Origin of the sequence: Streptomyces sp. Ag109_O5-10 (assembly GCF_900105755.1) — a bacterium.
Taxonomy (GTDB): domain Bacteria; phylum Actinomycetota; class Actinomycetes; order Streptomycetales; family Streptomycetaceae; genus Streptomyces.
Window position 1 is genome coordinate 8,889,908 of sequence record NZ_FNTQ01000001.1, and the last position, 24,129, is coordinate 8,914,036.

Sequence of the window (24,129 nt, forward strand, 5' to 3'; positions counted from 1 at the left end):
CAACGACTCCGCACATCCGGCCGAGGTCACCGGCCGGGGCGGGCTCAGGGGATGAGCCGCCACTGGTCGATGTAGCCGACGTCGATCGCGGCGTGGTCCTGGACCCGGAGCTTCCAGGTGCCGTTGAGGGGCTGCGCGGACGCGTCGACGGTGAACGTCTGGTCGACGTTGTCTGCGGAGCCGCCGCTGCGGTTCAGCAGCGAGTAGACCGTTCCGTCGGGACCGACCAGGTCGACCGTCAGGTCGCCCCGGTAGGTGTGGATGATCTTCACGTAGACCTGGGTGGTCGCCGAGGCGTTCCCGGTGCGGTCGGTGACGGTGATCGGGGACTCCACCGCCGTGCTGTTGTCGGGGATGTCGACGTGGGTGGCGTTGGCGTAGACGTAGGCCACCTCCCAGGAGAAGCTCACCGTGCTGCTCGCCCCGGTGTCGTCGGTGACCGTGACGGTGACGTCGCTGGTGCCGAGAGTGGTCGGGGTGCCCGAGATCAGGCCCGTGTCACTCATCGTCAGGCCGTCCGGCAGGCCGGTCGCCGTGTAGGTCAGGCCCGCCCCGGAGTTGGTGGTGTACGCGTCGGTCTGGAGGGAGACGGCCTGCCCGACACCGCTGATCTGGTCCGCGACCGGCGCGATGTTGACGCCCAGTGCGATGCGATGGCCCACGTTGATCGCCGCCCACGCGTCGGCCACGGCGAGGTAGGAGGGGCTGTAGGCGCCGAACAGGTCGGCCGCGGCCTGCAGGGTGGCCGTGCGGGCGCCCGCGTAGTTCGTGCTGGACGTCATGTAGGTGGTGAGCGCCCGGTACCAGACGCGCTGGGCGTTGTCGATGCCGATGCCGGTCACCGACTGCCCGTCGTAGGTGGGGCTGTCGTAGGCGACCCCGTTCACGGTCTTCGCCCCGCTGCCCTCGGAGAGCAGGTAGAAGAAGTGGTTGGCCGGGCCCGAGGAGTAGTGGACGTCGAGGCCGCCCAGGGAGGAACTCCAGTAGTCGCTGGACGCACCGTCCTTGGAGGGCTTGTCCATGTAACGCAGCGGGGTGCCGTCGCCGTTGATGTCGATCTTCTCGCCGACCAGGTAGTCCGGGACGTCGGCCGGCAGGTTCTCGTAGAACTCGACGGCGGCGGCGAAGATGTCGGAGGTCGCCTCGTTGAGACCGCCCGACTCGCCGGAGTAGGTGAGGCCCGCGGTGGCCGCGGTCACGCCGTGGCTCATCTCGTGGGCGGCCACGTCGAGCGCGGTGAGTGGGTGGGTGTTGCCCGAACCGTCGCCGTACGTCATGCAGAAGCAGCTGTCCTGCCAGAAGGCGTTGACGTAGTTGTTGCCGTAGTGGGCGCGGCTGTAGGCGGCGACGCCGTCGTTGCGTATGCCGTTGCGGCCGAAGACGTTCTTGTAGTAGTCCCAGGTGGCCGCCGCGCCGAAGGCGACGTCCACGCCCGCGGTCTGCCGGTCGGCCGGGGTGCCGTCGCCCCAGACATCGTTGTCGTCGGTGAAGAGCGTGCCGGTGCCGGAGGTGCCCTGCTTCAGGTCGTAGGTGCGGTGTCCGGCGCGGTCACCGTCGACGAGCTGGTACGTCGAACCGGAGAGCGTGGTGCTGAGCGGCACGGTCCCGCTGAACTGGCCGGTGCCGGTGCCGGTTTCGACACCCTGGTACGTGAAGAGCCGCTTTCCGGTGTCCGCGTCGGTGATCACGTGGAGTTCGCTGGGGGTGCCGTCGTCCTGGAAGCCGCCGACCACGGACTCCCAGGCGAGGGCGGGGCGGCCGGAGGCGGCCCAGACGACGAGGCGCGGGGCGGTGTCGAGTGCGGGGTGCTCGCCGCCGGTCTTCGCCGCCGCGGTGAGCGCCTGGGCCTTCGCCGTCGCCGGGGAGACCTTCGCCTTGGTCGACGGCAGCGCGAGGGCCGCCTTCGTGGCACGCGACACGGTGAGGCGACCGCCGCTGTCATGCACGATCAGGTCGCCGCCTAGGACCGGCAGACCCGCGTAGGTGCGTTCGTAGCGGGTGTGCGTGGTCCCGTCGGCATCCTGGGTCACGTCCTTGACGACCAGCTTCTCGCCGGTGCCGAGGCCGAGGGTCCGTGCGGTGTCCGGGGCCTGTGTGGCGGCGGTCTTGAGCAGCGCCGTACGCCTGGCCGCCGAGAGCGGGGCGGGGGCCGCGCCGGCGTCGGGGGTGGCCTGGATCCTGGCGGTGGCGTGGCCGCCGGGTGCGGCCACGGCGGTGCCGCTCTGGATCCCGGCCACGAGCATGGCGCTCGCCGCCGTCAGTGCCAGGGCCACGCTGTGTCTGGTGCGACGGTGGTGACGGTCCTGCCGGAGCATGCGTTCTCCTTCTGTGGGGTGGTCGGGCCCTGGTGGGGCCCGGGAGAGCGGGTCGGCCTGGTGGGGCCGTCCGGCGGCGCGCGGGTGGGTGGCACGGCTCGGAGGGGGGTCGGTTCCTCGCTGCCGTGCGGGGTGAAGTCAGGTATGGGGAAAGGGAGGTGAGTGAGACACCTGTGAGCAGGCGGTGAACTTTCGGAGAGCAGATTGACACCCGCGGGACGAGAATGTCATGACCGCATCAGAACAACGGCTTGAACTGGCGGTTGCGAGCGGCGCGTTCGAGCGCCTGAACAGCGCTTTTCGGCCGCGGAGGCGGACAGCCCCTAGCTCTCGGCCCCCGCGTCATAGCGCTCGCGGGCCTCGTGGACCTCTTCGATGTGGGTCTCCGCCCAGTCCTTCACGCCCGCCAGCAGCAGGGAGAGGCTGAGGCCGAGCGGGGTGAGTTCGTAGTCCACGCGGACGGGGACGGACGGGGTCACCGTACGGGCGAGAATGCCGTCGCGTTCGAGGGAGCGCAGGGTCTGGGTGAGCATCTTGGGGCTGACGCCGGCGATCTTGCGGGCGAGTTCGCTGTACCGCATGGGGCCGGGGGCCAGTGCGCAGACGACCAGGCTGACCCACTTGTCGCTGATCCGGTCGAGCAACTGGTTGGTGGGGCAGGCCCGGAGGAACGCGTCGTACGCCACGCGCGCCTTCTCGCGCCGCTGGGCCGCCGTCGTCGTCGGCATCGCTCACCTCTGGGGGACCTAGGCACCTTCAGGTAACTACTTACCCATGGCTCTGATGCTCGGCCGTCGCCACCGGGCTGATCCTTCGGGGGAGCCCCGGCACGGCGGCCTTGCTCCTCCTGGCGTTCCCGGCGCTCGCGGGCGTCAACTCGTCAACTCGCCGCCGGTCTTCCCCAGGTCCGTGCGCAGGAGGCGCAGCGCCGCGGCGCGGCCGACGGCAGGCCGGTCGTCTTCTGGCGGCGGGGCCGCACGTACCGCATGCGACTGCGCATCCGGCCGGGGCGCAGCGCCCGGCAGTCGCACCGGGTCGGCATCCGGCGCGATCCGGCGGGAGCGACGGCGGTGCGGGCGGCCGACGACGGCAACGAGACCGTGCCGACCGCCGTCCTGGCGGGGCAGCCGCGCACCCGCCCGGACCCCGCGTGGGTGCGGGCACAGCTCTTCCCGCCGTGTCATCCAGAATGACCGGATGGTCATACTCGAGACTCCCCGTCTGATCCTGCGTCGCTGGCGCGAGGAGGACATCGCGCCCATGGCTGCCGTCAACGCCGACCCCGAGGTCATGCGGTGGATCCGCGACGGCGGTGTCCGTGACGAACAGCAGACCCGCGACGGGGTCCGGGCATGGGAGGACGAGTGGGAGTCACGGGGGTTCGGCCTGTTCGCCGTGGAGATCCGGTCCACGGGCGAACTGGCCGGGTTCACCGGCCTGTCGGTACCCGGGTTCCTGCCGGAGGTACTGCCGGCGGTCGAGGTCGGCTGGCGGCTGGGACGTGCCCACTGGGGACAGGGCCTGGCCACCGAGGCCGCCGTGGCCGCCGTCCGGTTCGGGTTCGGGGAGTGCGGGCTGGAGCGGATCGTCAGCATCGTCCAAGTGGGCAACGACGCCTCCGAACGGATCGTGACCAAGCTGGGGATGCGTCCGGTCCGTGAGACCGTGAATCCCACCTCAGGTCGGCCGGTGCGGGTGTTCGCGCTGTCGTCGGAGCAGTACGGCGCGGCCGGGCGGCTCCTGGCGTGAGTCAGGGACGGGAGACGTCGAGCGGCAGATCCCGGCGGAAGACGGCCATGGTGCGGCCGGGGCCGTTGTAGTCGTCGACGATCTCCGCGTCGAAGCCGAGGCCGCGGTGGAAGGCGATCGAGCCGGTGTTCCGGACCGACGTGATCGCCTTCAGCCTCCGTGCCCCGTGGCGTTCCGCCGCCGCGGCGAACTCCGCGTACAGGCGACGCCCGAGACCGGTGCCACGGGCGTCGTCCCGCGTGGCGATCAGGTGCACGTACCCGGTGCCGTCCGGGGTGACGAACCCGAAGACGTACCCGCGGATTCCGTCCTCGGCCCGGGCGACCAGGCAGGTGGAGCCGAACTCCTGCACCAGGGCCGGCAGATGCAGGGAACGGAGGTCGCGTTCGCCCCAGTAACGCGGGTGATCGGTCAGAACCCGGTGGAAGTCGGCCATCGTGGCCGGCGTGATGTGTGTGCCCATGCCGACGATCATGGCAGGCGTTCCGCCCGCTGCGGCTGTTCCGCCTGGTCCGGAGACCCGGTGGTGGCGAAGCGTCTGCGGTAGTGGGTCGGGGTGGTGCCCAGGTGGCGGGCGAAGGCGCGGCGGAGGGTCTCGTCGCTGCCGAGGCCGCTGTGCCGGGCGGCCGCGGTGACGCTGTGGCCGGTCAGGAGCAGCTGCTGGGCGCGGTCCAGGCGGACCCGCTCGACCCAGCGCGCGGGCGTGGTGCCCAGCTCGGCGGTGAACAGCCGGGTGAGGTGCCGGGGACTGACGGCGGCGGACGCGGCCATGGCGGGCAGGGTGTGGTCGGCGGTCGGATCGGCGAGGACGGCCGCGACCAGGGTGCGGAGCAGGTCGCTGCGGGCCGGCGGTGTGGCGACGGCCGTGGAGAACTGCGACTGGCCGCCGGGGCGTTGCAGGAACACCACCAGTTCGCGGGCGACGTCCCGGGCCACGTCCGCGCCGTGGTCGTCCTCCACCAGCGCGAGGGTGAGGTCGATGCCCGCGCTGATGCCGGCCGACGTGACGTACCGCCCGTCGCGGATGTGGATGGCGTCCGGCTCGACCCGCACCCGCGGGTACCGGCGCGCGAAGGCGGCCGCATGCCGCCAGTGCGTGGTCGCGCGCCGGCCGTCGAGCAGGCCCAGCTCGCCCAGCACGAACGCGCCCGTGCACACCGAGGCCACCCTGCGCGCCCCCTCGCACAGGGCGCGGGCCGCGGCGAGCAGCGCCTCCTCGACCGGCCGCTCGGCGAGCCGGTCACCGCCGGCCACCAGGACCGTGTCGACCGGTCCGGCGTCGGCCGCCCGTACCGTGCCGGTCAGTGCCAGTCCGGCGGACGTGGTCACGGTGCCGCCCGCCGGGGAGACCAGCACCAGCTCGTAGGGCTCGGCGATCCGGCCCGCCTGGTGCAGCACCTCCGAGGGACCGCTGACGTCGAGCATGGTCACCCCGTCGAAGACCACAAAGCCCACTCGATGCGTCATGTCCGAATCCGTGGTTTTCCTGGCAGCAGGGACATGGCTCAGCCTACGTCGCCGGGCGGACCCTGGAGGTACATCACCTATCCGGTACGGAGGCCGAGAACGATGAACGAAGAGATCGCAGGCGTGCGCATCCCGGACACCGCCCTGGTCCGGGAGGCCACCGAGATGGTCCGTGACGTCGCCACCCCGGTGGTGTTCGACCACTCCCGGCGGGTCTTCCTGTGGGGCTCGCTGCGCGGCCGGGCCCTGGGGCTCGGCTTCGACCCCGAGCTGCTGTACGTCGGCGCGATGTTCCACGACCTCGGGCTCACCAAGAGCCTGCGCCGTACCGACCAGCGCTTCGAGATCGACGGCGCCGACGAGGCCCGCGCCTTCCTCCAGGCCCACGGCATCACCGGCGAGCCCGGCGAGCGGGTGTGGACGGCCATCGCCCTGCACACCACCCCGGAGATCCCGCTGCACATGGCACCCGAGATCGCCCTGGTGACCCGCGGGGTCGAGCTGGACGTGCTGGGCATCGGCTACCACGACGTCACCGACGAGCAGCGTGCGGCGGTCGTCGCGGCGCACCCCCGTCCCGACTTCAAGAACCAGATCCTCGCCGCTTTCACCGAGGGCATCCAGGACCGCCCCGACACCACCTTCGGCAACGTCAAGGCGGACGTGCTCGCCCACTTCGTGCCCGGCTTCCGGCGCGGCGACTTCGTCGAGGTCATCAAGAACTCCGCCTGGCCCGAGTGACCCCTGCGAGCGGGACGTTCAGTCCGGCGCCGGTCCGAGCAGCCCCTCCACGACGTCGCGGAGGGGGCCCAGCAGGTCCTCGGGCGTGGCGTCGGCCAGGGGGCGCAGGCCCACGGCGGAGCGGACGACGGCGACCCCGACGCCGAGGGCGACCAGGAGTTCGGCCCGCAGCTCGGCGTCGGGTGCCGACGACGCGCCCGACGCTTCGAGCACCTGCCGCCCGAACTCCGCCAGGGCCCGCCGTCGCAGCTGACCCACCTGTGCGTCCCCGGAGTCCCGCAGCAGCATCAGCACCGGGTGCTCGCCGAACTCCGCCCACGCCCCGGCGGCCAGCTGCCGGCTCAGCGTCTCGGCGAGCGCCGCCCGGTCGCGGGGGACCTCCCCGTCACCGCCCAGGAAGCGGGGCGCCGACGCCAGCGCCGCCTTGAACAGGCCCTCCTTGGAGCCGAAGTACCGCTTGATGAGCGCCAGGTTGACCCCGGCGTCCGCGGCGACGTCCCGCAGCGTCGTACGGTCGTAGCCCAGCCGCGTGAACCGGGTGCGGGCGGCCAGCAGCAGGGCCCGCCGGGTCGCCGCGGCGTCCCTGCGCCGGGTCCCCCCGGCGGCCCGGCCGGTCATGTCGTCCGACGGCACAGCGGCTCCTCTCCTCGACGCCACCCCGGGCCCTCCGGCGGGTCGGGGCCCGGGGATGCCGCCACGAAGTCATCATGCGTTGACATGATCCCGCACCGCGGTCTACGTTGCCAAGTAATCGCTTGATGACCAACGGGGCCGCGTGGAAGGAACAGAGACGGTGCCTCAGCAAGCCCTGCTCGTCATGGACGCCCAGCAGGTCGTCGTCGACCGCTTTCCCGACGACGGCTACCTGCCCCGCCTGGGCAAGGCGATCGACGCCGCCCGGGCCGCCGGCGTCCCGGTGATCTACGTGGTCGTCGGTTTCCGCCCGGGCTACCCGGAGGTCAGCGCCCGCAACAAGACCTTCCGCGGCCTCGTGGGCGCCGCGCGACGGCTGGCCGGGGACGGCCCGGCCATGCAGGTGCACCCGGACGTGGCCCCCGCACCCGGCGAGCCGGTGGTCACCAAGCGGCGGGTCAGCGCCTTCGCGGGCAGTGACCTCGACATGGTGCTGCGGGCCGGCGAGATCGATCACCTCGTCCTCACCGGCATCGCCACCAGCGGCGTCGTGCTGTCCACGCTGCGCCAGGCGGCGGACCTCGACTTCGAGCTCACCGTCCTGTCCGACGGCTGCCTCGACTCCGACCCGGAGGTGCACCGGGTGCTCACGGAGAAGGTGTTCCCGAAGCAGGCCGAGGTCACGACGGTGGACGCCTGGGTCGCGGCGCTCTGACCGAGAAGCTCCGTCCGGCCCTCGGGCGAGGGTCACCTCGGCCGGCGGCCGCTTGACGCCGTTGACGAAGTTCGAGCGCACCCGCGGCACCTCGCCGGCCGGCCGCGGGACCAGCCCCTCGAACAGCTCGCCCCGTCAGCGGGCGGCCGGATGGGGCAGGTCGTGGGCCTCCAGACTGATCAGCTGTTCCGCCGTCGGGGCGGTCAGCTCGGCGACGCGCTGGGCCTGGCGCTCGGTCATCTCCTGGAAGATCTGGCGGGCCGAGCGGCCGTTGCCGAAGCCCTCGCCCCGGGGCATGGCCTCGAAGAGCGAGAACAGTTCGGTACGCGCCGTGGGGGTCAGCTCGTAGCGGTGCTGCCCCGCCTGGAACTCGACGATCGACACCAGCTCGGCCGGCTCGTAGTCCTCGAAGAGGAGGGTGCGGCCGAAGCGGGAGGCGAGACCGGGGTTGGAGCCGATGAAGCGGTGCATGTCGCCGGGGTAGCCGGCGGCGATGACCACCACGTCGTCGCGGTGGTCCTCCATCAGCTTCACCAGGGTCGCCACGGCCTCGGTGCCGAAGTCGTTGCCCGCGAAGGCCGGGGCCAGCGAGTAGGCCTCGTCGATGAAGAGGACGCCGCCGAGCGCCCGGTTGAAGGCGGCGGTGGTCTTCGGGCCGGTGTGGCCCACGTACTCGCCGACGAGCGCGGTCCGGTCGACCTCGACCAGGTGGCCCCGGCGGAGCAGCCCGAGGGCCTTGAGGAGACGGCCGTAGAGGCGGGCGACGGTGGTCTTGCCGGTGCCGGGGTTGCCGGCGAACACCAGGTGGCGGCTGAGCGGCGGGGCCGGCAGACCGGCCTCCTCGCGGCGGCGGACCGTCTGCATGAGCTTGACCAGGGAGCCGACGTCCTGCTTCACGCGGTCCAGGCCGACCAGTTCGTGGAGTTCGCCGAGCAGGTCCTCCAGGTTCTCCTCCTCCGGCTCGTTGGAGTCGTCGGCCGGCTTGGCGGCGGCAGGGGAGGGGGCCGCACCGGGCCTGCCGTTCGCGGGGGCGGCGGCCGGGGCGCCGAAGGTCAGCGGGGCGCCGTCGGCCGTGCAGTCCTCCAGGACCGGCTCGGCGCCCTCGTCGGTGCCCAGCGCCTCCGCGCAGTCCCGGATCCGGCAGTGCCGGAAGACCGGGTCGGCGCCCTTGGCGACGTGCAGCGCCGGGAAGCCCGCCCGGGTGACGTCGAGCGAGGTGAACGTGCCGCCCGCGCCCTCGGCCAGGAACACCCCGTTCTTGCCCGGCCGGTCGATGTGCAGCCCGGTCACCTCCGGCCTGGCCCCGGTCCACACGACGGCGCCCGAGCCCGCGCAGTCCTCGACCCGGCCGCCCGTCACCGTCGCCTCGGCGCCCTCGTCGACCACCAGGCCGGCCGCTCCGGCGCCGCTGATCCGGATCCCGGCGAGGGAGACGGCGGCGCCCTTGGCGACCTGCACGCCGATCTCCTTCGTCCCGGTCACCGTGGTGTCCGAGACCGTGCTGCCGGCGGCCGAGCCGATGCCGATCCCGGCGGCGGTCCCGGCGACCCGGCAGCCGGTCAGCGTGGCCACCGCCCGCTCCAGGACGCTGACCCCGGTCATGGCGACGTCGGCGATCCCGCAGTCGGTCAGCTCGATCCGGGCCTCGCCCGTCGCGTGCACCCCGTGCTCGGAGCCGCCCCGCACCCGGCAGTCGGCGAGCCGCCCGACGGCCGTCCCGGCCAGATGGACCGCGCTGAAGGTGCTCCGGTCGATCCGGCAGTCGGCCAGCTCCGCCTCGGCCGAGCCGGTGACCAGGAGCCCGTTGGCCCCCGCGTCGGCCACGGAACAGCCCGACGCGCTGAGCCGCGCGGTCTCCTGCACGACCAGCCCGCTGGCGGCCGCTCCCCGGATCCGGCAGTCGGTCAGCTCGGCCCGCGCCGAACCGGTCAGATGCACCCCCGCCGCGCCGGGCGTCTCGATCCGCGACTCCCCGGCCGTGGCCTCGGTCGAGTCCTCCAGCAGCAGCCCCGCCCGGCCACTGCCCGCCAGCACCGAGTCGGTCAGCCGCAGCCGGGACCGGCCGCGCAGCCGCATCCCGGACCCGGTCGTACGCTCAAGCCGCAGCCGTACGGCGTCCAGGCTCGCCGTGCCGGACAGCACCACGCCCGTGCCGTCGACGCCGGTCACCGCCGTGTCCTCCAGGCGGGCGCGGACACCGCCCGCCAGGTGCAGACCGGCCAGCCTGGCCCCCTCCAGACGGCAGCGGCGCAGCACGACGGCCGTCGTACCGCCCTCCTCGTCCTCCGGGCCCTTCACCTGGACCCGGCCGCCCTCCACCGAGCACTCCTCCAGGACCAGCCCGGCGCCCGGCGACACGCTCACCGCGGGCAGGCCCGCGTCCGAGCCCCACACCGTGATGTTGTGCAGGGCGCAGTCCGGCCCGTCCACGGTCACCGCCGGCGCCTCACCGGGCGGCGCCGCGATCACCACGCTGCCCCGGCCGTGCTCGGCCGTGAGCACGACCGCGCGGTCCAGGACCAGGTTCTCGGTCCAGGTGCCCGGGGCGATCACCACCAGATCGCCGGGCGAGGCGGCGCGTATCGCCTCGCCGATGGTCCGGTACGCGCCCCGGCCGCCCTGCCCCTTGGGCGCCACGGTGTGACGGGTGGTCATCTACGTTCCTCAGTCCTCGGTGCTCGCCGCTGCCCGGTCACGGTGCCTGGTAGTACGTCGGGTTGATGCTCGCACGATACGTACTGGTCAGGTACAGCGACTGGATCGTCTTCTCGAAGATCTTGAAGGGTAGCTGGATCCAGAAGTCGGCGAAGCCCTGGCGGTGGAAGAGCCGGCCGCCCGCGCTCATCACGAACACGTTCTTGACCAGGCCGGTGGTGGCCGCCGTGGTGACCGAGGCGGCGGCGTTGATCCCGCCCTCCCAGACCGCGTCCCCGCCGTGCAGCTTCACGGTCTGCCCGTCCGCGTCGGTGACGCCCCATACGGCCGCGTTCATGCTGCCGTTGACCCAGCCGGACAGCGCACCGCTCAGGACCCCGAACGAGAAGTCGTACACACCGCCCCGCCAGCGGGTCGGCGTCTCGTTGCCCGCCCACTCGTTGGCCCAGGTCTTGTCGTGGTTGAGCGGACGCCGGGTCCACGGCTTGCCGCCGTCGATGTTGGCGATGCCCGCCTTGAACCGGCCGAGCTTCTCGAACCCGAGGGCCCGGCTCTCGTGCACCGCGGTGCTCAGACCCGTCTTGAGGGTCGCGCCGACCGCCGCGTTGGCGAACGACTTCAGCGCGTCCTTGCCGGTGAACGGCTTGTTCTGGACGGCGGCGACGATCCCGTTGACGGCGAGGTTCGCGCCGAACTCCAGGATGAACTCCTGGCCGAGCTCCAGCGCCGCCTTCTTGGCCACGGACTGCCAGTACGGCTCGTGACGCGCCTCGCGCAGCGCCGCGTCGCCGCCGGGCACCACCGTGCCGGACCACGGCATCCGCTGGGCCTCCCGGGTGGTACGGCCCCAGCCGCGGATCTCGGTGAGCGGGCCGCGGAAGTCGTACTCGTTGCCGGTGAGCCGCATCCGGCCGAAGCTGTCCCGCTCGAACACCAGGCCGCTGTCGGTGCGCTGGGCGATCAGGTCGCCGTTCCTGTTGTAGCGGTTCCACTGGCCGCGCCAGGCGTCGGTCTCCAGGAAGCCGCCGCCGTCGGCCTTGCGCTCCCGCACCACGCTGCCGTGGTCGAACTCCTTCCAGACCGAGCCGGCCGGGGTGTTCTGCGTGACGGTCGTGCTGTACGCCCGCACCCGCAGCGGTCCGCCGTTGTGGACCGGGGTCTCGCGCAGGACGGTGGGCGCGGCCTGACCGGGGACGTGCAACTCGTCACGGAAGTGGCGGGCGCCGTGCGCCCATTGGTCCTGCCACGCCCGGCCGTTCCACCAGCGGCGGATCTGCTCGCCGTTGCCCACGCCGATGGGCGTGCCGTTGCGTTCATGGGCGCTGACGCGCCAGTTGCCCCGGTCGTCCCGCCAGGCGTCGACGTACCGGCCGGAGTCCAGCATCCGGCGCTCGCGGACCAGGTTCCCGTTGCCGTCGTAGTCCCGGTAGGAGTCGTCCCAGGGCAGCCGCGAGTCGTTCGAGCCGCGGAAGAACTCCCGTCGGCCGCTGCCCAGTTCGGTGCCCTGCGCGTCCAGCTCACGCCAGGTCCAGCGGCCCGAGTCGGCGCGGCCGGAGCCCTGGACCACCCGTCCGGCGGTGCCGTCCGGGTGGGCGTGGCTCTGCCCGACGAGGTTGCCGTGCGGGTCCCGGTCCACCCAGGTGCGGTCACCGGTGAACTCCCGCACGACCCCGTTCGGGCGGCCCTCCCGGACGGTCCGGGTGACGCCGCCGGCGTCCCGGTGGACGTCCTGCCAGAGCCTGCCCTGCGGGTCGTTCGTGAGCTGTTGGCGGTAGCCCCTGAGATCGCCGGCCTGCCAGGGGAGGTCGCCCGGGTGGGCCGGGGCGTGGTCGGGGCGCGCCGCGTGATCGCCCACCTTCAGGGAGGTGCCGTCGTGCAGCTTGCCGCTGAACCGGGCGAAGCTGCCGTCGGAGGCCAGGTCCAGAGCGCTGCCGTCCATCGCGACGTAGCGCACCCCGGACGTGGTGGTGCCGTCGCCCGCCTCCTTCGTCCACGTGAACAGCTGGTAGGTGTCGTCGCCGCGGACATGGGCGTACGGCGGCCGGGTGTGCTCGGCGCCGGCCAGCCAGCGGGTGCGGATCCAGGTGGGCGGGCGCTGCTCGCGCCAGCGGTCGGTGGTCAGGAAGCCGCCGGCGAGGCTCTCGCGCTTGCCGACCTCCTTGCCGTGCGGGGAGTGCCGCTCCCAGGTGGCGCGGAGGGTCCCGTCGGCCGGGTTCATGGCGTGTTCCTGGTACTGGCCGGCCCGCTCGGGCCATTCGGCCATGCCCCACTGCTGCTGGGCGATCCGGCCGTCCGCGGTGCGGTCGGTCCAGCCGCCGCCGATGCGCTCACGGGTTCGCGGGCCCGACGCGATCACCTTGCCGTCGCCGTCGTAACGGTGCCAGGTCCAGGCGCCGTTGCCGTCCACGGTCCCCAGGGTGTGGCCGGTCCGGCCGTCGAACTTCTGCAGCCCGTCACGGTACTCGCGCACCGTGCGGCCCCGGCCGTCGGTGTCGCGCCAGCCGGTGCCCGCCGTGTCGTGGTGCCGGCTGCCCGTGCCGGCCGGAGTGCCGGTGTCGTCCCAGCGCACCCAGTGGGTACGGGGGTTGGTCCGGGCGAAGGCGATCGTGTCGGTACGCCGGAAGGAGTCGACCACGTCGCCGGAGGCACCGGGCAGCACCCGGCGCTCGAAGACCGGCACCTGCTTCCCGGTGGAGCTGAGCAGCTTGACGTGACCGCCCGCGGCGCCGGAGAGGTCGGCGGTGCCGTGGTGGAAGGACCCGGCCGCCACGGCCTCCCCGGACCTGGTGGTCCGCTCCCAGGTGCCCGCGACGTGGTCGACGACGTACCGGTAGTCCGTGCGCCGCCCGTTGTCCAGCACGTTGAAGCCCTGCCGGGCCACGCTGCCGTCGGCGGCCAGGTGCACGAACTCGCCGTCCCGCGGGCTGGTCCGGTCGCCGAACGTGATCCGGGTGGTGCCGTCGGGCCGCCCGACGGCGTCCCAGTGCGCGAGCCGGGCGCCGGCCGCGTCCTCCAGCCAGGCGCCCGCGTGCTCCGCGGTCGGCGGAGTCACGACGAGGTGGCGTCCGCCGTGGCCCGCGGGCAGCGGGGTGCCGGTGGCCGTGACGGCGCCCCGGGCGTCGTACCGGGTGAACGTCCCGTCGGCCAGGGTGGTGCGGTGGCCGCCGCCGGGCAGCGGGACCGTCTCCCGGACGAACCGGCCGGTGTGCTGGTCGAAGACCTGCCGGCCGCCGGGACCCGCGATCTCGACGCGGCCGGCCGCGTCGAAGCCGACCGCGCGCGCCGGGTCCGGCGCGAAGGCCTCGTCCAGCCAGCGCTGATCCGCGCCGAGCGGCCGGTCCAGATGCCCGGCGGGCACGCCGCCCCGTCCCGTCAGCCGCAGTCCGTCTCCCGCGAAGTCGCCGTTGGGCGCGAAGGTGCGGTGGCCGGTGGCGTGCACGGTCCGGAAACCGCCGTTGCCGGGGAGCGCGGTGACCGTGTCGGGCAGCGGGTTGCGGCCTGCGTCCGTGAGACGGAAGCCGCCTGCCTCGTCCGGCTCGGCGAACCGGGCGCCGCGCGGCCCGCCGGCCGGGTCGGCCAGCGCGGTCGAGGTGCTCACCGGGCGGCCCTCGGCGTCGTACAGCACGGACTCGCCGGTGACGTCGTCGATCGTGCGCGGCCGATCGCCCTCGACCGCTACCACCCGTTGGATCAGCGGCTGCCCCGCCGCGTCGGTGAGAAGGTGACCGCCCGCGCCGTCCGGTACGACGATCCGGGCGCCGCGCGCGTTCGCCGCCGGGTCGAACAGTGCGAGGCCGACGTCCTGGTAGCGGCCGTCGCCCGCGAACCTGCTGGTCGCCCCGCTCGCCTCGTCGGTCACCCGGAAACCTGAGCCGCCGGGCAGTTCGGTGACCGCCTGAGGCAACCGGGCACCGGACGGGTCGGTCAGGGTGAAGCGGCCCGCACCCTCGTCGGCCAGGAACCGCTCCCCACGGATTCCCCGCGGGTCGGTCAGCGAGACGCCGGTCTCCTGGAGGCGGCCCTGACCGTCGTGGCGGACGGACACCCCGGTCGTCCCGTCGGTGACCCTGACACCGTTCCCGTCACCCAGGTCCTGCACCCGCAGGTCGAGCCGGTTGCCCGCGAGATCGGTGACATGGACGTCCGCGGCGCCGGTGACCCGCACCCGGTCGGTCCCGGCGGGCACGCCGTCCCGGCCGGTGAGCTGGACGCCCTCGTCGAGCTGGGCGCCCAGGGAGTCCACGCGCCGGGTGACGCCGGTGTCGAGATGGGTGATCCGTGCGGCGCCGTCGGGCAGCGGGAAGGCGGTGAGCCGGTCGGCCCCCGGGCCGTGCACCGTCAGAACCTGGGGCGTGCCGTGGCCGTTGATGCCGGTGTGCAGACGCAGGCCGGTCGGCCCGCCGCCGGCCCCGAGCAGTGGCGTGTCGTAGGCGATGCGGTCGCCGTTCACGGTGTAGGTGTCGACGATGTCCGACTGCGTGTGCCGGACGTCGAAACCGCCGTCCGGCCGGGCGACGACCGTGCGCGTCGGGTCCGGGTGCAGGTGCTGGTCGAGTACCTGAAGCGTCACCGAGCCGTCCTGGCCCACACTGCGTTGGATGGCAAGGCCGTTCGGCCCGCTCGTACCCGAGTCGTTCAGAGCGATGTGGTTGACCGCCGGCGGGGCCGTGTCGGGCAGCGTGTCGAACTTGCCCGCGCCGATCGTCGCGCCGCGCCGGGTGGCCCCCAGCTCGATCTCGCGGATCCGGGCCTCGATCTCGGTCGGATGGACCCCGAGGTCCTCGAGGTTCGTGTAGGCGGTGCGGAACCGGTCCTGAGCGGTGATCAGCTCGTGGTTGAGCTGCACGTCGTATTCACTGACACCCCGTGAGGTGCTGGCTCCGCCCGGTGCGCCGCGCAGATCCTCGACCCGGTTCAGTTCGACCCGGGCGGACGACAGCTCGACCCAGGCCTCGCGGAACGGCCGACCGTCGCCGCCCAGCAGTTCGTCGAAGCGCGCCGAATCCTCCGCCCACGGCGTCTCCCCGGGCTGCCGGGAGGGTACGGCCGGGCCCTTGCCGCGGTCCGGCCGGACGGGGGCGGCAGGGGTGGTGTCGCCGTCGTGGCGGGCGGGTGCCGCCGGGGTCGTGTCACCGTGTGGCGGGGGCGGTGCGGCGAAGGTGGTGTCACCGGTGTTCCGGAGCGGCGGGGTGCCGGCCAGCAGGCTCAGGGCGTCGTTCTGCCGTTGGGCCTGCGCGGACCGGTCCATGCCGTCGAGCGTCGTCTGCAGCGTGGCCCGCGTGTGCGGCGTCGTGCCGCCGTCGGCGAGGGCGGCACGGATGCGGCCGGCCAGCCCGTCCCCGTCGCCGCCGAGCCGCCGGAAGTCGTCGAGCAGCCGGTAGGCGTCCGCCTCGGCCCGCACCTGCCGCAGCAGCTGTTCCACTCCGGGGCGGCGGGCCGACACCGGGCGGTCCCGCAGGAAGCGCTCGGCCGCGTCCGCCAGGTTGTCGAGGGCATGGGCCCGCTGCGCCAACTGGTCGGCGGGAACGCGGTGGAAGGCGTCGAGAGCACGGTCGACGTACCGGATCAGAGAGCGGGCGCGGATGCCGTTCTCCCGGTACGTGCTGCGGCGGAAGGCGGCCCGGTCGAGGAGGTCGGGAGCGGCCGGGTGAACGGTGCCGGGCGCCGGTGCCGCCACGGTGGTGTCGCCGGTCCGCCGGGGCGTCCCGAGCACGTCGCCGAGGACGGCGTCACCGAGTGGCCGGGCGGGCCGGCCGCCGTCGATCCGGGTGTCGTCGAGAGGCGTCGCGGCCGTGTCGGAATCGGTGGGGTGGGGCGGGGTGGTGTCGGTGTCCGGGAGGTGTGGGGTGCGCGTCTCGGATCGGGTGAGGTGCGGCGCGGTCGGGTCGGCCTTCGTGAGCCCGGACGGAAGTGTGTGGCTGTCGGACGGGTGCGGCTGGAAGGCCTCCGGCGCGGTCTCGGTGGGCCGGTGCGGAGCGGTGGTGTCGGAGAGGTGCTGCGGTGCGGTCTCCGCGTCGAGGGGGTGCGTGGCGGCGCCGTGGCCCGTGGCGGGCGGAACGGCGGTGTCGCCCCCCTTCAGTAGCGGCGGGAGCGTCTCGGAGTCGGTGTGGTGCGGGGCCGGCGACTGCGTGCCGGCGTCGTGGGGTGCCGGGGCATGCGACGACGGGGTCTTGGTGTCGAGGTCGTGCGGGGCCGGGGTCTTGGTGTCGAGGTCGTGCGGGGCCGGGGTCTTGGTTTCGATGTCGTGCGGGGCCGGGGTCTTGGTGTCGAGGTCGTGCGGCGACGGTGACTTGGTTTCGATGTCGTGCGGCGACGAGTACACGGTGTTCGTGTCGGTGTGGTGCGGGGCCGGTGACGTGGTGTCGAGGTCGTGCGGGGCCGGGGGCACGGTGTTCGTGTCGGTGTGGTGTGGCGCCGGTGGGCTGGTGTCCGGGTCGCGCGGCGCGGGGGAGCCGTGCGGCGGGTGGCCGTCTCCGGTGAGCGCGCCGGCCTCGGTGTCAGGGCCCGACAGGGTGTGGGGGAGCTCGGGTCCGGCGTGGACCGGGCCCCCGAGGCCCTCGGTCACGGTGGACGTGGAGGGCACCGGCAGGCCGGTGTCGAGCTCCGCCGGCAGCAGCAGCTTGCGGCCCTGCTCGGTGAGGTGCAGGCCGTCCGGCTCGCCCTTGACCAGGCCCGCCTTGCGCATCTCGTCGAACGCGACCTTGAACTCGGTCTTGTCGAGGCCCACCGCCGCCTTGGTGTGAGTGCCCCTGCTGGAGTTCTTGAGCACCCGGAAGCCGTCCGAGTGGCCGAGCGCCCGGGCCATCCGCTTCATGTCCTCGGTGATGCCGGGGATCGACTGCAGTGCCTGTTCGGCCTGCTGGGGCAGCGCGCTCAGATCGGCCGGACCCGTCCCGGGAGCCGCCGTGGACGTCCCCGCGTCCGGCGTCTTGACGACCGGCGCCTTCGCCGCCTTCGGCTCGGTCTTCAGCTGCGCGATCCGGGTGTCGATGTCGGCCAGGAGCTTGATGCGCTCGCCGAGCAGCTTCTCCGCCATGTCCTTGCGCGGGCCGTCGGCGACGGCGTGGAACTCCCGCGACAGGTCGACCGACTGCTGGGCGTGCGGTCGGGCCCTGTTGAGGTTGTGGCGAACCGCTCTGGCGTTGCCGCTCCTGAGGGCGTTGTCCGCCTGGCGAACCCGGTCGGACGCCTCGTCGAACGCCTTGCCCGCGGCCCGCGCGACCGGGTCGACGTTGCCGTCGGGCAGGTAGCGTCCGTCGCCGTCCGCGTCGTGCACCTCGCGCGGTTGCGGCCACTCGGTCCGGACCTGGCTCCCGTGCGGGTTGATGGGCAGTCCGGAGCCGAACTTGGCCTCCGGCCGGTACAGCTTGGAGATGACCGAGCCCAGCTCCTCCGGGTTCTCGGATTCGGCCAGCAGCCGGAAGACGTCGTCCTTGAAGGTGCCGCCGATGAGGTGCACTTCGCGCACCACCGAGAGGGAGAGCGCCTCGCGCACGTGCTCGCCGTGGAAGACCTCCTGTTCGAAGGAGACCTGGCGGGCGCTCTCGCCGTTGCGGTACGTGTACGTCCAGCGGCCCCTCGTGCCCACGTCGTTGAAGCCTTCGTCGTACTTCGCGCTCCGCACGACGTCGTCGCCGACCGTGAGCCGGCTCATCGTGTCACGGTCCAGCGGATGCAGCTGGTCGTGCAGCGAGACCCAGCCGCCCCGCTCCTCCAGGACCTTCGCGTCGAAGACGAGGGTGGTCGGCCCGTAGCGGGTCGCCATCGGCTTGTCGCCGACCTCCAACCGGAAGAACACGAAGTCGTCGTTGCCCAGGTTGGAGGTGTTCTTCGCCGAACTCTTGCCGGACGCGAGGAACCTGACGCCCCGGCGGGCCAGGTCGCCCTGGGAGGACATCACACCGCTGTTGGCGATGGCGTGGTAGGCCGGGGTGGCGTGTTTGATCCGGTAGGGCAGGTCCATGAGCTTGTCCCGCAACTGCTCGAACCGCACCCGTTCCGCGGACGGCATGTCCTTCAGCAGGTCGTCGACCTCGGCGCGCAGGTCCTGGATGTTCCGCTCGGAGAGCTTGCGCACGAAGTCGTGCTGCTCGGACCGCGACAGTCTGTCGAAACCCTGGAAGTCCTCGAACACCCTCTGCCACTGTGCCTCGGTGCCGGGCAGCACGGCTTTCCACTGGCTGCCGGTGTGCACCTCGCCGAACGCCTGGTTCTCGCGGTAGCGCCGCACGAGAGCCGGCAGGCCGCGTCGGACGTCGGCCACCGAGGCGTCGGTGCCGAGGAAGCCCTTGAGGACCAGGGAGTCGCCGGGCCCGGCGGCCTGGGCGGCCTCGTCGACCAGGTGGGCGAGGTGGTGGGCGACGGCGGCGACGGGACCGTGCTGGTTGCGCAGGGTGTAGGTGCCGCCGAACCGGGCGGCGTCCGTGACATGGCCCTGCAATGACGCGTCGAGTTCGGTGGCGGCCCGGTCGAGTTTGCCGGCCAGTTCCCTGAGTTCCTCCGGGGCCGCCGAGCCCGCCCTGACCTGTCCTTCGAGGTCGTTGGCGAGTTGCTGTACGTGGCGCGACTGGTCCCGGATCTCCTGGCCGGTCCTGATGAACTGGTCCGGACGGGCGGAGCCGTCGGTCGTGGCGCGGGTCCGGACGTCGAGGTCCAGCGCGTGGCGCTGCAGGGCCCGCGCCCGGTCGATGTCTCCCGCCCCCGCGAACTGGTCGACGAGCAGGTTCAGTTCCCGCTGCGAGAGCAGATGGTTGTCCAGCTCGTGCCGGAAGGCCTCGTCCAGTTCGCGGGAGGTGCCCTCGAACGTCGTGGTCGCCCTGCGGACCTCGTCCTTCGCCTCCGCGATCTTGTCGGCGTCCTTGCCGGTCTGCGTCTGTTTCATCTCCGCCTGATGCAGTTCCTGACGTGCCTTGGTCTGGTCGGCGAGGATCTCGCCCAGGCGCCGGGGAGGCGGTGCGGACAGGGCCGCGTCCGTCGTGGCGTGGGCGGCCGGAGCGGGGGCCGCGGGCGCGGCGGTCCCGTCGTCCGCGGCGCTGACCGTGCCGCCGAGCACGCGGGGTCGTTCCTTCAGGCTGAGCATGCGCAGGTGGGCGAGGTCGGCCTCCATGCGCACCGGGTCCACGCCGAGGTCGGTCAGACGGTGGTGCGCGGCGTCGTACCGCTGCTGGGCGAGGTCGACGTTCTCGCGGGCGCGGATCTCGTCGGGCGTGGGTCCGCGGGAGCTGCCCGCGTGCCCGTTGTGCGGCAGCAGGTCATCGGCCCGGCCCAGGTCGTACCGTGCCTGCACGTAGTCCCGCCAGGCCTCGCGGCGGGCCCCGCGCGACGGGTCGTCCAGGTGCCCGAAGAGCGCGTCGACGCGTTCGCCGTCGCGGAACCACGCCTGCTCGATCTCGGCCGGAGTGAGCCGGGGCCCGCGCCCGGGCAGGTCCTGGCCGCCGGAGTGCGCGGAGTCCTGGCCCGGCCTCGGCGTCGTGTCGGGGGTGCCCCGGGTCGGGCTGGGGACGGGCGTGTCCGGGTGGGCCGTGGCCGGGTGGACCGGGCTCGGCAGCTCCCTGCCCCAGGACGCGGGCGTCGGCAGTGAGCTGAGCAGTTCGTTGTTGTGCAGTACGTGGCCGCGCAGGTCGGCGGCGAGGTCGTTGAAGCCGGTGCCGCTCCACTCCTTGGCGAACGTGCGGTCGCCGCCGGTGATCGTGACGGAGACGGCGTTCTCGTCCACCTTGTGGGTGACGGTGATGGTCATCTCGTCCGCGTGGCCGGGCCGGGCGACGGTGAACGTCCTCACGTTCGGGCCGTCACCGCCCTCCCGTACGACCGCGTCGCCGAGGCCCTCCCAGCGGCGGATCGCGTCCTGGCCGAAGGCGCGGCCGAAGTCCTCGAACGCCTCGCCCGAGTGCAGTCCGGACCACTTCTCGTTGATGAGCCCGTCGAGCTGGGCCTGCGGGATCTGCTCGGCGCGTACCGGGACGACCGTGATGCCGTCCTCGATCCGGGCCGGTCCGGTGCGGTGCAGCCGGGTCGGCGAGAGGGTGATCTCCCACTGGTCCTGGTTGAGCGCGAGGGCGTCGTCCGCGGCCTTCTCGTACCCCGGCGGGTAGGCCATGGCGAGCTTGCCGTGGTCGGCGGGGACGTCGATCTCGAAGACGACGCGGTTGCTGTTGACCCCGTTCTTCGCCCACTCCGCCTGGAAGGCGCGGTTGTTGGAGGTGGAGGCGGGCAGCCGCTCCACGAACACGTCGGCCTGGGCGGCCCGCGGGTCCATGGAGACGCCCCGCCACACCGTCATGCGCTGGTTGGGACCCTCGAACATCAGGTCGTCGGCGACCTTGTTGAACTGCTTGACCTTGCTCACCAGGCCCGGATTGGCCTCCAGGGCGCTGGGGTTGACGAAGCCGCCGTACCCCTTCTTCGAGGTGAAGGCGCCGCCGATGACGCCCTGCATGAACAGCTTGGTCTCGTTGTCGGCCGCGGCCCTGCCCATGTGGCCGCGGGCCGCGTGGGCGGCGGCGTCCCAGCTGTCCGCGGACGTGCCGGTGAGTCCGGCCGGGCGCGGGGGCAGGGTGACGTCCGGGGTGGCGGAGCGCAGCAGGCCGCCGGTGGAGCGGCTGTAGACGTGGCTGCCGGAGGCGGAGGCGACGACGATCTCGTCCTCGCCGGCCAGCTTCGCCGGCCAGGTGCCGGCGCCGTCGGTCACGGAGTCCACGGACTTGCCCGCGATCTTGACGCTCACCCCGCCGAACGGGCCGTCGCCGAACCGCACGGTCTCCTCGGCGAGCCGGAGGCCGCCCAGCCGCTTGAACGTCCAGCTGTGCACCACGCTGCCGCCGACGGCGTCCAGCTGCCGTACGACGAAGCCCGTGCCCTGCTTCTCCACGGTGTACAGACCCGACTCGACCGCCGCGCCGTGGAGTTCGGGCTGTCCGGTGCGCGGTGCCCTGAGTGCCAGCTGGTGGTCGCCGGGCACCTTGACGACGTTGGCGTCCTTGAGGAGCTCGTCGAAGCCGTCGGAGTGGGCGGCGGCGGGCGCGGCGTCGAAGGCGTCGCCGCCGTGGCCGGCGGAGCCGGACGGCAGGTCGATCGTGAAGCCCTGCTTCTCGGCCGTGTTCACGAAGTCGACGCCCGCGCCGCCCAGGTAGGGGGTGCTCATCCTGTCGGTGACGACCTTGATCCCGCCGGAGTCGTGCGCGGTATGGCCGAGGGCGGACTCGTCGAACTGCAGCTTGTACCTGTCGGACGGGGCGGTGATGGAGGACGAGGACGCGGCGCCCTGCTCCGGCAGGTGCTCCGGGGCATGCCCGGATGTTCCGGAGGCCGATCCGGCCAGCCCCTTGTCGGCGTCCGTGTGGGCCGGTGCGCCGGCGAAGGCGGGGCTGTCGGTGGTGCGGGCGCTGCGGCCGGTGTCGACGAGGTCGAGGGCCGAGCGGCTGGGGTCGCCGCCGGGACCCGGGTGCCCGGCGCCGCCCACCGGGGCGGGAGCAGGCTCGTGCGTGCCGCCGGTGCCGATCGTGAGCCGGTCCGGCGTCCCGGGAGCCGGGGACGGCGAGCCGTGCGGCAGCCGCTCCGCCGGGGTGCCGGGGTGCGGCGAGCCCGGCTGGTGGACGAGTTCGTCGAGGTGCAGGCGGGTCTGGTGGGCGTTGAGGGCGCTGGTGGTGCGCTCGGCGAGGGCGTCGCCGGCGCCGGGCGCCACGGGGGAGTGCGGGGTGTGGTGGCGGGTGCCGGCCAGCAGGTCGAAGGCCGATACCCCGGCGTCGACACTGCCCGGCCCGCCGTGCCCGAGGCCGCTCGGCGAGGGGTGCGCCACGGTCGTGGGGCCGGTGAGCAGGCTGTGCGGTGCCGTCACGTCGTGCGGGGAACCGGGAGCCGGGGCCGAGTCCAGCCCGGTGTGCGCGATGTTCGTGCCCGGGGTGCCGGTCAGCGTGGTGCGGGCGGCGCCGATGCCGGGGGTGCCCGGCGCGTGCACGGCGCCCACGCCCGGGGTGCCGGTGAACGCGGAGTGCAGGGTGCCCGCGGCCGGGTTGCCGGTCGAGAGGTCGCCGAGCGTGGCCGCGACCGGAGGCGGGGTGGCGTGGGTGCCGGTGAGGACGGTGCCGCCCGGCGCATGGGTGGCGTTGTGCGCGCCGCCCGGCAGCAGCACGTCGGCGTGGGAGGTGAGGTTCGCCGGCGTCGGGGGCAGCCCGGTGAGCGTGGTGTGGGCGCCCCCGGAGACGGCCGTCACCGGCGTTTCGGTGATGCCGTGGGTGGCGCCGGGGACACCGGCCGAGGCGGGCACGTGCAGGCCGGACGCGGTGGTGACGGTCGGCGTGGCGCCGGCGCTCACCCCGAGCCCCGAGTGACCGCCCAGGGCACCGAAGTTCTCCACGCGCACGGTGCCGAGCTGCACGTGCGGCATGTCGACCAGCGCGTCCACCGTGCGCGCGGCGTGGACGCCGAAGTTGCCGCGGTGGGCGATCGCGCCGACGTCGCCCAGGTTCAGGGACGGCGGCCGCAGCGTCGACGTCACGTCCAGATGGGTGCTCGGGATGTTGAGGTCGAGGTTGTGGATGCTGCTCTGTCCGGAACCCGCCCCGAACCGCACCTCGTTGAGCTGGATGCGGGGCATGTCGACCAGGGCGTCGACGGTGCGCGGGTCGACCGGGACCGAGCTGATCGTACGGCCGATGCTGCTGGTGATCGGGGCGCCGAAGACGTGCTGGCCGAGCACACCGCGGTCGAAGAGGCCGATGCGCAGGGCGCGCGCGAAGCCGTACTCGCCGATCTCCGCCGCGTCCACCGGCAGGAAGATGCGCAGCCATTTGGTGCCGCCGAACTCCTGGCCCACCCACTCCTTGGTGGCCTGCCAGCCCCGGGAGAGCGTCTCGGGCAGCCCGCGCACGAATCCGGGGATCGCCTTGAAGCCCTGCACCACCGTCAGGCCGAGGGAGTTGACGCCGCGGCCGATGACGTTGGGCAGGTTGTGGATGCCGTCCAGCACCCACAGGCCGCCCTTGTAGACCCAGGTACTGCCGAGCCGCACCAGGTCCTTGAGGCCGAGCAGCAGCGTGGTGGGGCGGAATCCGTTGGTGAACAGGTTGCGCAGCGCCTGGAAGGTGCCCCGGGCGATGTTGGCGAACCCCTTGGCGAACGCGGTCGTCGCGACGCCCTTGATGATCTGGAAGATCGGCAGCGCCTTGGTGGTGGGCGCCAGGATGCCCAGTCCGGCGAGGAAGAGGTCGAGGAAGCTGGCGTTGCCGTTGGCGAAGTCGACGATCGTCTTGATGAAGAGGGTCAGGTTGACGCCGAGGGCGAGCAGCGCGATCGGGCCGCCGAAGATCAGTGCCGGGATGATCAGGATGATCGCCAGCCACTGGAACGCCTCCCAGAAGATCTGGCACTCGGAGATCGGCAGCTGGATGTTGGAGACACCCGAGATGCTGCTCGCCGCAGTGGAGGCGCCCTCGCCGTGCTCGGTGCCGGCCTGCCGGGCCGTGGAGGCGTAGGTCTCCCGGTCCGGGTCGTCCTCGGACAGCCCGCGGCCCGAGTTGAGCGCCCCGTCGGCCCGGGACTGCAGGTCGACCAGCTTGTCCGCCCAGGTGGTCAGCGCGGTCGCCGCGCTCTCGAAGGACTGCGCCACGTCCTCGATGTGCCCGCGCAGCCGGTCGTTGACCTTGCCGCGGAGGGCGTCGGCCGCCTCGCCGACGAACACGCTGTCACCGGCGGTGTTCATCACCGCGTCGATCGCGGTGCTGATACGGCGGGCCTCGGAACCCAGGTGGTTGAGCTCGGTGGACAGCGTCCGGATCTGGTCCGGGTCACCCGGCGTGGGGTCGCTGTCCAGCCCGATCGCGTTCCAGTCGGTCGGGCGTGGCATACGGGTTCCTC

Annotated in this window: 11 protein-coding genes; 4 read left to right on the plus strand and 7 right to left on the minus strand. The window is 73.1% G+C overall.

All coding sequences use genetic code 11. The features are described from left to right. Positions 1 to 44: 44 nt before the first annotated feature. Positions 45 to 2,315 (minus strand): M4 family metallopeptidase, encoded by a 2,271-nt coding sequence (locus BLW82_RS40495; protein WP_093507137.1) that lies wholly within the window; start codon positions 2,313 to 2,315, stop codon positions 45 to 47. A gap of 323 nt (positions 2,316 to 2,638) precedes the next feature. Further along, complete coding sequence (locus BLW82_RS40500; RefSeq protein WP_093507139.1) at positions 2,639 to 3,043, minus strand: winged helix-turn-helix transcriptional regulator; 405 nt, start codon at positions 3,041 to 3,043, stop codon at positions 2,639 to 2,641. Positions 3,044 to 3,301: 258 nt separating this feature from the next. Between BLW82_RS40500 and BLW82_RS45910 the strand changes: the two genes are divergently transcribed. Together BLW82_RS45910 and BLW82_RS40510 are read left to right on the plus strand one after the other, a co-directional pair. After that, the gene (locus BLW82_RS45910) at positions 3,302 to 3,508 is read left to right on the plus strand and encodes a thioredoxin domain-containing protein (protein WP_256216126.1); all 207 of its coding nucleotides are present in this window, start codon (positions 3,302 to 3,304) and stop codon (positions 3,506 to 3,508) included. Positions 3,509 to 3,512: 4 nt separating this feature from the next. Then, the gene (locus BLW82_RS40510) at positions 3,513 to 4,064 is read left to right on the plus strand and encodes a GNAT family N-acetyltransferase (protein ID WP_093507141.1); all 552 of its coding nucleotides are present in this window, start codon (positions 3,513 to 3,515) and stop codon (positions 4,062 to 4,064) included. A gap of 1 nt (position 4,065) precedes the next feature. On the opposite strand, the gene BLW82_RS40515 is transcribed toward BLW82_RS40510, so the two are convergent. Next, a complete protein-coding gene (locus BLW82_RS40515; protein WP_093507143.1) occupies positions 4,066 to 4,539 on the minus strand; it encodes a GNAT family N-acetyltransferase in 474 nt (157 codons plus the stop codon). After that, complete coding sequence (locus tag BLW82_RS40520) at positions 4,536 to 5,531, minus strand: GlxA family transcriptional regulator (protein WP_093507145.1); 996 nt, start codon at positions 5,529 to 5,531, stop codon at positions 4,536 to 4,538. Before BLW82_RS40520 ends, BLW82_RS40515 begins: the two co-directional genes overlap by 4 nt. 102 nt (positions 5,532 to 5,633) lie before the next feature. Between BLW82_RS40520 and BLW82_RS40525 the strand changes: the two genes are divergently transcribed. Next, on the plus strand, positions 5,634 to 6,272 hold the full coding sequence (locus BLW82_RS40525) for an HD domain-containing protein (RefSeq protein ID WP_093507147.1): 639 nt from the start codon (positions 5,634 to 5,636) through the stop codon (positions 6,270 to 6,272). Positions 6,273 to 6,290: 18 nt separating this feature from the next. Here the strand turns inward: BLW82_RS40525 and BLW82_RS40530 are convergent, their stop codons facing one another. Continuing rightward, positions 6,291 to 6,905, minus strand: coding sequence for a TetR/AcrR family transcriptional regulator (locus tag BLW82_RS40530; protein ID WP_093507149.1), 615 nt, complete (start codon positions 6,903 to 6,905; stop codon positions 6,291 to 6,293). Between the two features lie 160 nt (positions 6,906 to 7,065). Between BLW82_RS40530 and BLW82_RS40535 the strand changes: the two genes are divergently transcribed. Continuing rightward, entirely contained in the window at positions 7,066 to 7,620 is a 555-nt protein-coding gene (locus BLW82_RS40535) for a cysteine hydrolase family protein (RefSeq protein ID WP_093507150.1), read from the plus strand. Positions 7,621 to 7,755: 135 nt separating this feature from the next. On the opposite strand, the gene BLW82_RS40540 is transcribed toward BLW82_RS40535, so the two are convergent. Beyond that, positions 7,756 to 10,275 (minus strand): right-handed parallel beta-helix repeat-containing protein, encoded by a 2,520-nt coding sequence (locus tag BLW82_RS40540; RefSeq protein ID WP_093507152.1) that lies wholly within the window; start codon positions 10,273 to 10,275, stop codon positions 7,756 to 7,758. Positions 10,276 to 10,312: 37 nt separating this feature from the next. Beyond that, complete coding sequence (locus tag BLW82_RS40545; RefSeq protein ID WP_093507154.1) at positions 10,313 to 24,118, minus strand: hypothetical protein; 13,806 nt, start codon at positions 24,116 to 24,118, stop codon at positions 10,313 to 10,315. Positions 24,119 to 24,129: the final 11 nt, after the last annotated feature.

Bases quoted from the DNA above. Each gene is read 5' to 3' on its own strand.
- BLW82_RS40500 (WP_093507139.1), bottom strand. From the start codon at position 3,043: ATGCCGACGACGACGGCGGCCCAGCGGCGCGAGAAGGCGCGCGTGGCG.
- BLW82_RS45910 (WP_256216126.1), top strand. From the start codon at position 3,302: ATGCGACTGCGCATCCGGCCGGGGCGCAGCGCCCGGCAGTCGCACCGG.
- BLW82_RS40540 (WP_093507152.1), bottom strand. From the start codon at position 10,275: ATGACCACCCGTCACACCGTGGCGCCCAAGGGGCAGGGCGGCCGGGGC.
- BLW82_RS40515 (WP_093507143.1), bottom strand. From the start codon at position 4,539: ATGATCGTCGGCATGGGCACACACATCACGCCGGCCACGATGGCCGAC.
- BLW82_RS40510 (WP_093507141.1), top strand. From the start codon at position 3,513: ATGGTCATACTCGAGACTCCCCGTCTGATCCTGCGTCGCTGGCGCGAG.
- BLW82_RS40545 (WP_093507154.1), bottom strand. From the start codon at position 24,118: ATGCCACGCCCGACCGACTGGAACGCGATCGGGCTGGACAGCGACCCC.
- BLW82_RS40520 (WP_093507145.1), bottom strand. From the start codon at position 5,531: ATGACGCATCGAGTGGGCTTTGTGGTCTTCGACGGGGTGACCATGCTC.
- BLW82_RS40495 (WP_093507137.1), bottom strand. From the start codon at position 2,315: ATGCTCCGGCAGGACCGTCACCACCGTCGCACCAGACACAGCGTGGCC.
- BLW82_RS40525 (WP_093507147.1), top strand. From the start codon at position 5,634: ATGAACGAAGAGATCGCAGGCGTGCGCATCCCGGACACCGCCCTGGTC.